The sequence below is a fragment of the Streptomyces sp. NRRL B-1140 genome (genome assembly GCF_001280065.1).
GTDB lineage: Bacteria > Actinomycetota > Actinomycetes > Streptomycetales > Streptomycetaceae > Streptomyces.
Map to the genome: position 1 here is coordinate 228,413 of NZ_LGEA01000125.1, position 12,274 is coordinate 240,686.

9 protein-coding genes are annotated in these 12,274 nt (G+C 73.0%); 7 read left to right on the plus strand and 2 right to left on the minus strand.

Going from position 1 to position 12,274, the window contains the following annotated elements:
- Nucleotides 1-100 precede the first annotated feature (100 nt).
- Nucleotides 101-550 carry a MarR family winged helix-turn-helix transcriptional regulator gene (locus ADK65_RS31070; protein ID WP_053674316.1) on the minus strand — a complete coding sequence of 150 codons (450 nt, stop codon included), beginning with the start codon at nt 548-550 and terminating at the stop codon, nt 101-103.
- An 86-nt stretch (nt 551-636) separates the two neighbouring features.
- Here ADK65_RS31070 and ADK65_RS31075 point away from each other — a divergent pair, with 86 nt between their 5' ends.
- Both ADK65_RS31075 and mltG read left to right on the plus strand, forming a co-directional pair.
- Nucleotides 637-2,439, plus strand: coding sequence for an ABC transporter ATP-binding protein (locus tag ADK65_RS31075; protein WP_053674317.1), 1,803 nt, complete (start codon nt 637-639; stop codon nt 2,437-2,439).
- A gap of 43 nt (nt 2,440-2,482) precedes the next feature.
- Nucleotides 2,483-3,334 carry an endolytic transglycosylase MltG gene (gene mltG, locus ADK65_RS31080; protein ID WP_053674318.1) on the plus strand — a complete coding sequence of 284 codons (852 nt, stop codon included), beginning with the start codon at nt 2,483-2,485 and terminating at the stop codon, nt 3,332-3,334.
- A 21-nt stretch (nt 3,335-3,355) separates the two neighbouring features.
- Here mltG and ADK65_RS31085 read toward each other — a convergent pair whose 3' ends face one another.
- Entirely contained in the window at nt 3,356-4,432 is a 1,077-nt protein-coding gene (locus ADK65_RS31085; protein ID WP_053674319.1) for an NAD(P)-binding domain-containing protein, read from the minus strand.
- Between the two features lie 169 nt (nt 4,433-4,601).
- On the opposite strand from ADK65_RS31085, the gene ADK65_RS31090 reads away from it, so the two are divergent.
- From ADK65_RS31090 to ADK65_RS31110, 5 genes are all read left to right on the plus strand, one after another.
- Nucleotides 4,602-5,024: a YjbQ family protein gene (locus tag ADK65_RS31090; RefSeq protein ID WP_053674320.1), complete on the plus strand. Its 423-nt coding sequence runs from the start codon at nt 4,602-4,604 to the stop codon at nt 5,022-5,024.
- A gap of 144 nt (nt 5,025-5,168) precedes the next feature.
- The gene (locus ADK65_RS31095; RefSeq protein WP_053674321.1) at nt 5,169-8,234 is read left to right on the plus strand and encodes a SpoIIE family protein phosphatase; all 3,066 of its coding nucleotides are present in this window, start codon (nt 5,169-5,171) and stop codon (nt 8,232-8,234) included.
- An 89-nt stretch (nt 8,235-8,323) separates the two neighbouring features.
- Entirely contained in the window at nt 8,324-9,877 is a 1,554-nt protein-coding gene (locus tag ADK65_RS31100; protein ID WP_053674322.1) for a sugar ABC transporter ATP-binding protein, read from the plus strand.
- Nucleotides 9,874-10,926 carry an ABC transporter permease gene (locus ADK65_RS31105; protein ID WP_053674323.1) on the plus strand — a complete coding sequence of 351 codons (1,053 nt, stop codon included), beginning with the start codon at nt 9,874-9,876 and terminating at the stop codon, nt 10,924-10,926. The genes ADK65_RS31100 and ADK65_RS31105 overlap by 4 nt, the downstream gene beginning before the upstream one ends.
- Nucleotides 10,927-10,973: 47 nt before the next feature.
- A complete protein-coding gene (locus ADK65_RS31110; RefSeq protein ID WP_053674324.1) occupies nt 10,974-12,137 on the plus strand; it encodes a substrate-binding domain-containing protein in 1,164 nt (387 codons plus the stop codon).
- Nucleotides 12,138-12,274 lie beyond the last annotated feature (137 nt).

A 12,274-nucleotide genomic window follows, 5' to 3' on the forward strand; every position in this document is an offset into this window, starting at 1 on the left:
CGTGTTCCTGTCGGTCGGCTGGGCCGTGGCCGGTGTCCGCTGTCCTGCTCCCGCCGGTGGCCTGGGCCGTGCCGTGGTTCGCTGACGTGGCTGACGCCCGTCAGCAGGACTGCGCCGGCGTCCCGTCGATGAGCGTGTCCAGCAACCCTCCGAGCGCTTCGCGCTGATCCTCCGTCAGCGGGGCGAGGATCTCCTCCGCGGCCGACCTGCGTGCCGCCCGCAGCTCGCGCAGCGCGCCCCGGCCGTCGTCCGTCAGTTCGATGCGGATCACCCGCCGGTTCGCCGGGTCCGGGACCCGCCGCACCTTGCCGCTCGCCTCCAGACCGTCGACCAGCGTCGTCACGGCCCGCGGCACCACCTCCAGGCGCTCGGCCAGATCGGCCATGCGCGGCGGCGAGCCCCAGTGCGCGAGCGTGCGCAGCAGCCGGGACTGGGCCGGGGTGATGCCGAGCTCCCGGTGCTCCAGATGGCGCTTCTGGATGCGATGCACCCGGCGGGTGAGCCGCAGCAACTGCTCGGCGAGCAGACCGTCGGGATCGGACGTGGTCATGCGGGAACATTATCAGGATGCTGTTCATTGTGAGTACAGGTAACAATGAGCTGTGATCCGATCCCCCGCATCCCTCGTAGGAGCCCATGCATCCCGACCGTGAAGCCTCCTGGACCCCGCCGGCCGACTCCAAGGAGCAGCCCCGGCAGGTCCGCCGCATCCTCGGCCTCTTCCGCCCCTACCGGGGCCGTCTCGCGATCGTCGGCCTGCTGGTCGGCGCCGCGTCCCTGGTCTCGGTCGCCACGCCCTTCCTGCTGAAGGAGATCCTGGACGTCGCGATCCCCGAGGGGCGCACGGGCCTGCTCAGCCTGCTCGCCCTCGGCATGATCCTCAGCGCCGTTCTCACCAGCGTCTTCGGGGTCCTCCAGACCCTGATCTCCACGACGGTCGGCCAGCGCGTCATGCACGATCTGCGGACCGCCGTCTACGGCCGGCTCCAGCGCATGTCCCTGGCCTTCTTCACCCGCACCCGCACGGGCGAGGTGCAGTCCCGCATCGCCAACGACATCGGCGGCATGCAGGCCACCGTCACCTCCACCGCGACCTCCCTGGTCTCCAACGTCACCAGCGTGGTCGCCACGATCGTCGCGATGATCGCCCTCGACTGGCGCCTGACGGTCGTCTCCCTGCTGCTGCTGCCGGTGTTCGTCTGGATCAGCCGTCGCGTCGGCAACGAACGGCGCAAGATCACCACCCAGCGCCAGAAGCAGATGGCCGCCATGGCCGCCACCGTCACGGAGTCGCTCTCCGTCAGCGGCATCCTGCTCGGCCGCACGATGGGCCGCTCGGACTCGCTGACCAAGTCGTTCGCCGAGGAGTCCGAGGGGCTCGTCGACCTGGAGGTCCGGTCGAACATGGCCGGGCGGTGGCGCATGGCCGTCATCACGATCGTCATGGCCGCCCTGCCCGCCGTCATCTACTGGACCGCCGGCATGGCCCTCCAACTGGGCGGCCCTGCGGTCTCCATCGGCACCATCGTCGCCTTCGTCTCGCTCCAGCAGGGCCTGTTCCGCCCGGCCGTCAGCCTGCTGTCGACCGGGGTGCAGATCCAGACCTCGCTCGCGCTCTTCCAGCGCATCTTCGAGTACCTCGACCTGCCGATCGACATCACCGAACGCCCCGACCCGGTGCGCCTCGACCGGATCAAGGGCGAGGTCCGCTTCGAGAACGTCTCCTTCGGCTACGACGACAAGGGCGGCCCGGTCCTCGACGGGATTGACCTCACCGTCCCGGCCGGCGGCAGCCTCGCGATCGTCGGCCCCACCGGTGCCGGCAAGTCCACCCTCGGCTACCTCGTGCCCCGGCTCTACGACGTCACCGGCGGCCGCGTCACCCTCGACGGGACTGATGTCCGCGACCTCGACTTCGACACCCTGGCGCGCGCGGTCGGCGTCGTCTCGCAGGAGACGTACCTCTTCCACGCCTCGGTCGCCGAGAACCTGCGCTTCGCCAAGCCCGACGCCACCGACGAGGAGCTTCACCAGGCGGCGAAGGCGGCGCAGATCCACGACCACATCGTGGCCCTGCCCGACGGCTACGACACCGTCGTCGGCGAGCGCGGCCACCGCTTCTCCGGCGGTGAGAAGCAGCGGCTGGCCATCGCCCGCACCATCCTGCGCGACCCGCCGGTCCTCATCCTCGACGAGGCCACCAGTGCGCTGGACACCCGGACCGAGGCGGCCGTCCAGGACGCCATCGACGCCCTGTCGGCCGACCGCACCACCCTCACCATCGCCCACCGGCTGTCCACCGTGCGGGGGGCCGACCAGATCGTGGTCCTCGACGCGGGACGCGCGGTCGAACGCGGTACGCACGAGGACCTCATGGAGGAGGGCGGCCGGTACGCGGCCCTCGTACGCCGGGATGCCCAACTGGAACCGACAAGATGAAAATATGCCGGGTTTATGACGATATGCGGGTTACCGTGCCCGCATGGAGAAGAACACTCCGCCACGGAGCACGATTCGACTGACGCGCCGGGGCCGCATCGCCCTCGTCGCGACCGGAGCCGTCGTGGTCGGTACCGCCGTGGCGGTGCCGCTGCTCACCCTGCGGCCCGGGACGAAGGAGGAGAGCCGGCCCACGACCCTGGCCGTCCCGGAGGGCCTGCGCGCGAGCGAGATCTACGCGGCCATCGACAAGGCCCTCGCCCTGCCTGCCGGCAGTACGAGGAAGTCCCTGGACAAGGCCGCGCTGAAACTGCCCAACGAAGCCGAGGGCAACCCGGAGGGCTACCTCTTCCCGGCCACGTATCCGCTCCCGGCGAAGACCACTCCGGACAAGCTCCTCGCGCTCATGGTCGACACCGCGAACGCGAAGTTCAACGGTGCGCCCATCGCCGCCGGGGCGCAGCGCAACGCCATGAACGTGTATCAGGCCGTCACCATCGCGAGCATCGTCCAGGCCGAGGCGGCCACCCGGGCCGACATGGGCAAGGTGGCGCGGGTCATCTTCAACCGCCTCGAACGCGGTATGCCCCTGCAGATGGACTCCACCATCAACTACGCCCTCAACCGCTCGGCCCTCCGCACGTCCGAGAGCGACACCCGGATCGAGAGCCCGTACAACTCGTACCAGCGCATGGGCCTGCCGCCCACGCCGATCGGCAGCCCGGGCGAGGAGGCGATGCGCGCGGCCGTCAACCCGACCGCGGGCGACTGGCTGTACTTCGTCACCGTCCGTCCGGGCGACACCCGGTTCACGGCGGACTACCGGCAACACCAGCGCAACGTCGCGGAGTTCAACGCGCAGAGCAAGAAGAGCGGGGCCCGGCCGGCCGGGTGACCACCCCGTGGCGTCGCCCGCTCATGCCGCAGCCGGCTCGCGCTCGAGCAGTCGCCTGATGTCCCGTACGGCCGCGCGTCCGGCCCGGTTGGCTCCGATGGTGCTGGCCGAAGGGCCGTAGCCGACGAGGTGGACGCGGGGGTCGGCGGCCGCGTGCGTGCCTTCCATGCGGATGCCGCCGCCGGGGGCGCGCAGCCGCAGCGGAGCGAGGTGGTCGATCGCGGGCCGGAAGCCGGTGGCCCAGAGGATGACGTCGGCGTCGAGGTGCCGCCCGCCGGCCCACTCCACACCGGTGGGAGTGATCCGGTCGAACATCGGCTGCCGGTCCAGCACTCCGTCCTCGATGCCCTGCCGTATCGCGTCGTTGAGCGGCAGCCCGGTGACCGAGACGACACTGCGGGGCGGCAGTCCCCGCCGTACCCGCTCCTCGACGAGCGCCACCGCCGCGCGGCCCGCGTCCTCGTCGAAAGGCCCCTCCCGGAAGACGGGCGGGCGCCGCGTGACCCAGGTGGTGGCCGCCGCGTACGAGGCGATCTCCAGCAGGTGCTGGGTGCCCGAGGCGCCGCCGCCCACCACTACGACCCGCTGCCCGGCGAACTCCTCGGGGCCGGGGTACTGCGCGGTGTGCAACTGCCGCCCCCGGAAGGTCTCCTGGCCCGGATAGCGCGGCCAGAACGGCCGGTCCCAGGTGCCGGTCGCGTTGATCAGCGCCCGCGCCGCCCACACGCCGTCCGAGGTCTCCACGAGCAGTCGTCCGCCTGGCCCTTCGCGCACGGCCCGTACGTCCACCGGGCGCCTGACCCGCAGGTCGAAAGTCCGCTCGTAGCGGTCGAAATAGGAGCTGATCACCTCGGCCGACGGCCGTGACGCGTCCGCGTCCGTGAGCTCCATGCCCGGCAGTGCGTGCATGCCGTGCACCTTGCCGTACGTCAGCGACGGCCAGCGGAACTGCCAGGCACCGCCGGGGCCGGGGGAGTGGTCCAGCACGACGAAGTCGCGGTCCGGCTCGAAACCGGATCGCCGCAGGTGATAGGCACCGGCCAGACCGGCCTGACCTGCGCCGATGACGACCACCTCGACCTCGCGCGTGTTGTTCACGTTTCTACTAACCGTTCCGGGGTGGTGGATCTTCCCGCCGTGGACCGCGTGCCCGGGAAGTCGGCGAAGTCGACCTCGCGGGGGATGAGCTTCGACACCGTGAAGGCATCGGTGATCTCCTGCTCGGGGGTTGCCCGCCGAACGTCTGCGCGTGCGTCACGATGGGGGCATGTCAGACGTCTTCACCACCCGCATCCTGAACGTCAGCACCGGTGCCGCCGAGAGGGTCCTCGACATCACCGGCGACTGCGAGTCCTTCCTGCGTGAGGCGGCGGCCGGCCGCGACGGCCTCCTCAACGTCTTCGTGCCGCACGCGACGGCCGGCATCGCCGTCCTGGAGACCGGTGCAGGCAGCGACGACGATCTCCTGGCCGCGCTGCACAGCCTGCTGCCCGCCGACGACCGCTGGCAGCACCGGCACGGCAGCCCCGGCCACGGCCGCGACCACGTCCTGCCCGCCCTCGTACCGCCCCACGCGACCCTCCCCGTGCTGGGAGGCCGGCTGGAGCTCGGCACCTGGCAGTCGGTGTGCCTGGTGGACACCAACAAGGACAACCCGGAACGGAAGGTGCGCCTGAGTTTTCTGGGGTGAGCACGGTCTCGCCGCCCCCCGCGCCCGGCCGTGGGGCCGACGTGACCCGGCGCGCCGTGACGCCCGCCCGTAATGCCCGTATCCTCATCAATGCCAGATTCTCTTCCGAGCAGCGGATTATCGCGGGCGCAAGTGAGGCGAAGCGTGGTTCGGTCCGGCGAGGAACCCAGGCCGGCGGGGCGTGCGACGGACGGCACGGGGCCCGCCAGTCTGCGCGAGCTCTTTCTCCAGGGCGAGCCCGTCGAGGCGGGCGTGCGGACGTCCATCCTGAACTCCTGGCAGCGCTGCCGGTCCCTCGGACTGTCGCCGGACACCCTCGACCTGCCCTACCGGGAGGACTTCGACGCGGGCGGCCGGATCGTCCGGGCGGCCGTGCCGGTCCTCGACCGGCTGCAGTCCACGTTCGCCGGCAGTCAGGTCAACATCTCGGTCGCCGACGCCGACGGGACGGTCCTGCTGCGCCGCTTCGGGGACCCGTCGATGGCCCGGAGCCTGCCCGCCATCCAGGTCGTCCCGGGCTTCGTGTTCGCCGAGCAGGTCGCCGGCACCAACGGCATCGGGCTGGCCCTGGCGGAACGGCAGCTCATCCGGGTCTACGGCGCCGAGCACTTCGCGCAGCGCTCCCAGCAGAACGCCTGTGTGGCGATGCCCGTCCGGGACCCGCTCAGCGGGCGCATCGAGGGCGTCCTGTGCCTCGGCTATCCGCGTACCTTCGAGCGGCCCGCGCTGGGTGTCGCCATCCGCCGGGCCGCCGAGGGCATCGAGCGGCGGCTGCTGGGGCAGAGTTCCTCGCGCGAGCAGGCCCTGCTGCGGACGTACCTGGCCGCCGGGGCCGGGACGGCCGGTCCGCGCCGTGGCATGGCGCTGGATGCGCTGGCGAACCAGTTCCACCCCAGTGACCAGGCGATCCTCCGGGAGAAGGCCGCCGAACTGATCTCCGGGGCGCAGCGCGGCGCCGTCGAGGTGACCCTGCCCGACGGCCGGCGGGTGACGCTGGTGAGCCATCCGGTGACGAGCGGCTCCGGGGTGCGGGGGTTCGCCATCGAGGCCCTGTTGCCGGACTTCCCGGTGAGGGAGCCGCTCGTCATACCCCACCAGACGGACGAGCTGTCCGGTCTCGGCGCCCCCGCCGTCCCACTCTCGGCCACGCGCCCGGCGCTCAGCCTGCCGGCCGGTCACCTCACCGCATCCCCCCGCCCCGCCGTGCCGACGCCCGACGGAGACGGTGGAACAGCGGGCCCGGACGGCACCGACGGGCTCCGCGCGGCCACAGGCGCCGACGGAACCGTCCCCACGGGCGGCGACCCGCCCCCCGCCGGGCACGCCACGGCGGACCGTGCGCCGAGGGCCGACGGGGCTGCCGCGGCGGGGGGCGACCGGCGTTCCGCCGAGCCCGGTGCTGCTGTCCCGGGCGACGGGGCCCCGAGCGCGGTCGAGCCCGACGGGGCTCTCGTGGCCCACGGCGGCAGGGGCGCCGTGGGCGAGCGGCAGTCCGAGGCGGCCTTCCCGGCCCGGGGCCTGGTGATGCTGGGGGAGCCGCAGGTGGGGGCCTATGCCCTCGCGGCGCGCCGGCGTCTGGAGTTGCTGTCCGAGGCCAGCACCCGCATCGGCACCACCCTGGACGTGCGTCGCACCGCCGAGGAACTGGCCGAGACAGCGGTCCCCGGACTGGCCGACTTCGTCACCATCGACCTGCCCGACGCGGTGCTGCGCGGCGAGGAGTCCGCCGACCCCCTCGCCGACCTGCGCCGCACCGTCGTCCACGGCCTCCGCGAAGGCCTGCCCTTCACACCGGCCGGCAAGCGCATCGACTTCGGCCCGGCCACGCCCCAGCTGCGCTGCCTCAGCAGCGGCGAGGCCGTGCTGGAACCAGACCTGAAGGCCGCCGAGGGCTGGCTCGCCCAGGACCCCGAGCCCACCTCAAGGCTGCTGGCTCACGTGCACTCGCTCATCGCCGTGCCCCTGCTCGCCCGCGGTGTCGTCCTGGGCGTCGCCTGCTTCTACCGCGCGGAGGGCTCCTTCGGCGACGACGACCGCTCCCTCGCCCAGGAACTGGCCTCCCGCGCCGCCCTGTCCATCGACAACGCCCGGCGCTACACCCATGAACGCACCATGGTTCTGGCCCTCCAGCGCCGTCTCCTCCCGCACGGCCTGCCCGACCAGGACGCCGTCGAGGTCGCCCACCGCTACCTGCCCGCCGAGTCGGACGTGGGCGGTGACTGGTACGACGTCATCCCCCTGCCCGGCGCCCGGGTCGGTCTCCTCGTCGGCGACGTCGTCGGTCACGGCATGCTCTCCGCGGCCACCATGGGCCGGCTGCGCACCGCCGCCCGCAGCTTCGCCGAGCTCGACTTCCCGCCGGACGAGGTCCTCACCCACCTGGACAACCTCGTGGGCCGCCTCGACCGGGAGGACCCCGACGGCAAGGGCGCCGGTGTCATCGGTGCGACCTGCCTCTACGCGGTCTACGACGCGGCGGCCCAGACCTGTCTGATGGCCCGCGCCGGCCACCCGCCCCCCGCGCTCGTCCGCCCCGACGGCACCGTGACCTACCCCGACCTGCCGGCCGGCCCTCCACTCGGTCTCGGGGGCCTGCCCTTCGACGCCGTCGAGGTCGGTCTTCCCGAGGGCAGCCAGCTCGTGCTGTACACCGACGGGCTCATCGAGGACCGGCACCGCGACGTCGACGTGGTCCTGGAGCAGTTGCGCGAGGCCCTGGCCCACCCCGGGCGCGCCCCCGAGGAGACCTGCCAGGCGGTCCTGGACACGGTGGCGCCCGCACACCCGCACGACGACATCGCCCTGCTCGTCGCCCGCGTGCACGCCCTGGACCCCGACCGGATCGCCACCTGGGAGCTGCCCGCCGACCCGGCCCTCGTCGGCGAGATACGGGCGTCCGCCGTCCGGTGGCTGTCCGACCGGGGGCTCGACGAGACCGGGTTCGCCGCGGAGCTGATCCTCAGCGAGCTGATCACCAACGCCGTCCGGCACGGCGCCGAGCCCATCCGGGTGCGGCTGCTCTACGACCGGAGCCTGATCTGCGAGGTCTCCGACGCCAGCAACACCGCACCGCACCTGCGCCGGGCGGCCAGTACGGACGAGGGCGGCCGCGGTCTGTTCCTCGTCGCGCAGCTGTCGCAGAGCTGGGGCACGCGCTACCTGCCCGAGGGCAAGGTCATCTGGGCCGAGTGCGGGCTCGACGCCGGGTGAGGCGACCATCGGCGGTGCGCCGGGGGAGGCCATTCCCGGTCGGAGCCGCGGCAGGATGGAAAATGCCCGGAATGCTGTAATTTGATCGCGTGCGCGACGTTCCCGACACGCCCCCGGAGACGGCTTCGCCCTTCGGGCCGGTACCCCTGGTCCGGATCCGCGGACTCAGCAAGCGGTTCGGCGGCACCGTCGCGCTGGCCGGGGCCGACCTCGACGTCCATCCCGGCAGCGTCCTGGCCCTCCTCGGGCCCAACGGCGCCGGGAAGTCCACCCTCATCAAGATCCTCGCCGGGGTTCACGACCCCGACGCGGGGCAGGTCACCGTCGCCGGGGAACCCCTCGGCAGCCCCACCGCCAGCCGGGCCATGTCCTTCATCCACCAGGACCTCGGCCTCGTGGAATGGATGACGGTGGCCGAGAACATCGCTTTGACCGCCGGGTACGGGCGGCGCCGGTCCGGGCTGATCTCCTGGCGGCGCACCCGCGCACGCTGTGTCGAGGCCCTGCGGATCGTCGCCGCACACCTCGATCCGGACACGCCGGTCCACGATCTCGCGCCGGCCGACCGCTCGCTGGTGGCGATCGCCCGGGCCCTGGCCGCACGCGCCCGGCTCATCGTCCTCGACGAGCCGACCGCCCGCCTGCCCGCCGCGGACTGCGACCGGCTCTTCCGCGTCCTGCACGACCTGCGCGACCGAGGGCACGCGGTCCTCTACGTCAGCCACCGCCTGGACGAGGTCTACCGGGTCGCCGACACCTTCGCCGTCCTGCGCGACGGCCGGCTCGTCAGCCACGGCCGGCTCGCCGACCACAGCCCCGCGCGTCTGGTCCACGACATCGTCGGCGAAGCGGAGGAACCGGCCGCCCACCGCCCTGCCGGACCGGCAGCCGGTGAAACCCCCGTCCTCGCCCTCGACAGCGTGCGGACCGCCCGGGCAGGGCCCGTGACCTTCGAACTCGCCGCCGGCGAGATCCTCGGTCTGGTCGGTCTCTCCGACGCCGGGCACATGGACCTGGGCCGCGCCCTCGCCGGTGCACGCCCCCTCCTCGACGGGCGGGCCGTGCTGTGCGGACGGCCGTACCACCCCCGCACGGTCGCGGAGGCCGTCGCCCTCGGAGTCGGCCTGGTGCCGGGCGACCGGCTGCGGGAGGGCTGCCTCGCCGAGCTGTCCGTAAGGGAGAACCTCCTGGCCAACCCCCGCGTGGGAGGCCCGCCCGCACCGCGCTGGATCGGCCCCCGCGCCGAACGCGCCCGGGCCGCCGCCCTCATGGACCGCTTCTCGGTGCGCCCCCGCGACAGCGAGACGCCCATCGCCACGCTGTCCGGCGGCAATCAGCAGAAGGTCATGCTCGGCCGCTGGCTGCGCACGGACCTGCGGCTGCTGATCCTGGAGGAGCCGACCGCGAGCGTCGACGTCGGCGCCAAGGCCGCGATCCACCGCCTCCTCCACGAGGCGCTGGAGTCGGGCCTCGCGGTGCTGCTGCTCTCGACCGACTTCGAGGAGGTGGCGGCCGTGTGCCGGCGCACGCTGGTCTTCGTGCGCGCAGCCGTGACGGCCGAGCTGAGCGGCCCCGCGCTCACCGTCGCCGGGCTGACCCGGGCGGCCTCGGCCATGCCCCCGTCCCCGGCCGGGCACCCGTGACGCCCCCGCCCCGGCGCCGGCCCGGCGGCCACCACATCGGCGCCTACGGCCTGCTCGCCCTCACCGCCCTGCTCTACCTGGCCTTCTCCCTCGCCCTGCCGGACACCTTCCCCACGCTGGACACCCTCGACTCGATCCTGTCCAACCAGTCGATCCCGGCGGTCCTCGCGCTCGCCGCCATGGTGCCCGTCGTCACCGGCGCGTTCGACCTCTCCATCGGCTACGGCCTGGGCCTGGCCCATGTGATGGTGCTGCAGCTCGTGGTCCACGAGGGCTGGCCCTGGCCGCTCGCCTGCCTCACCGTGCTCGCCGGAGGACTGGTCGTGGGCGTCCTCAACGGCGTCATCGTCGAGTTCGGCCGGATCGACTCCTTCATCGCCACCCTCGGCACCGGCAGCATGATGTACGCGGTGACCGGCTGGATCACCGACGGCAGCCGGATCGTCCCCGGCCCGCAGGGCCTGCCCCCCGGTTTCACCGACCTCTACGACTCCTCGTTCCTCGGCCTGCCGGTCCCCGCCTTCTACGTGCTCGCCCTCGCGGCCGTCCTCTGGCTGGTGCTGGAGCGGCTGCCGCTCGGCCGGTACCTGTACGTGGTCGGGTCGAACCCGCGCGCAGCCGACCTCGTGGGCATTCCCACCCGCAAGTACACCGTCCACGCGTTCGCCGCCTCGGGCCTGATCGTCGGCTTCGCCGGGGTGCTGCTCGCCGCCCAGCAGCAGATCGGCAACCCGAGCGTCGGCCTGGACTACCTGCTGCCCGCCTTCGTCGGCGCCCTCCTCGGCTCCACGGCGATCAAACCCGGCCGGCCCAACGCCCTCGGCACCGTCGTCGCCGTCGCCGTCCTCGCCGTCGGCCTCACCGGCATCGCGCAGCTGGGCGCCGAGTTCTGGACCGTGCCGCTGTTCAACGGCGGCACCCTGCTGATCGCCGTGGGCCTGGCCGGATACGCCGCCCGCCGCCGGTTGCGCGGCGGCGCGGCCCGCGACACGCCCGCCGCGCCGCCCCCGCCCCCTCCCGAACGGGAGGGCGGCACGGCCCCGCCCTGACCCTGCGGCTCGCCCCGCCACGTCGATCCCCTCACTGGAGCTTCCCCGTGCACCACACCCGCAAGGCCGCCCCCGCAGTCCGCGCCGCACGGCTCGCCTCCTGCGCCCTGCTGGCCACGGCCGCCGCCCTCACCGGCTGCGAACGCGGCTCCTCCGACGACGCCGACGAGAGCACGGCGGGCCCGAGCGGCTGCCCCGCCGTCCTCACCCGGGCCCGGGAGACCGTGGCCCGGGCGGAGCGGACCGACATCCCCTGGGGCGGACCCACCAGCGGCCCCCGCGCGGTGTCCGGCAAGACCCTCGTCTACGTCGCCCAGACCATGACGAACCCCGGCGTGGCGGGCGCGGCGAACGGAGTGCGCGACGCCGCCCGGGCCATCGGCTGGAACGTCCGGGTGATCGACGGCGGCGGCACCCCGGCCGGTATCCAGGCGGCCATGAGCGAAGCCGTCGCCCTGCGGCCCTCGGGCATCGTCATCGGCGGGTTCGATCCCGACTCGACGGCCCAGCAGACCGCCCGGGCCAACGCCCAGCGCATCCCACTGATCGGCTGGCACGCCGTCCCCGACCCCGGCCCCAGCAGCCGGCCCGACCTCTTCACCAACGTCACCACCCGCGTCGAGGACGTGGCCCGCATCAGCGCGCAGTGGATCATCTCCGACTCCAACGGCAGAGCCGGGGTCGTGCTCATCACCGACGCGTCGATCCCCTTCGCCCGGAACAAGTCCGACCTGATCCGCGAGGCCCTGGCCGACTGCCAGGACGTGAAGCTGCTCTCGGTGAAGAACATCCCGATCCCCGACGCGAGCAGCCGTACCCCCCGGGAGATCTCCTCCCTGCTCTCGCGCTTCCAGGACCGCTGGACCCACTCCGTGGCCATCAACGACCTGTACTTCGCCGACGCCGCCCCCGCGTTCCGCGCCGCCGGCGAGAAGGGCTCCGGCCCGCCCTTCAACATCGGGGCCGGGGACGGCGACCCGTCCGCCTTCCAGCGCGTCAACAGCGAGCAGTACCAGGCCGCCACCGTGCCCGAACCGCTGACCCTCCAGGGCTGGCAGATCGTCGACGAGTTCAACCGTGCCTTCTCCGGCCGCCCCGACAGCGGGTACGTGGCTCCCGTGCACATCGCGACGGCCGACAACAGCGAAGGGACCACGGCCTGGGACCCCTCGGGCTACCGGGAGGCCTACCGCGCGATCTGGGGGAAATGACGGGTCTTCAGGTGCCGATCCCTTCACGGAACATGCACGGAACCTCGGGATTCCTTTAATTCTCAAGCGCTACTGTCGCGTCAGTCGAGTGGCCGTCGGGGGTCGATCCGAGCGGGGCCCGTCCGCGGCGGCCCTCG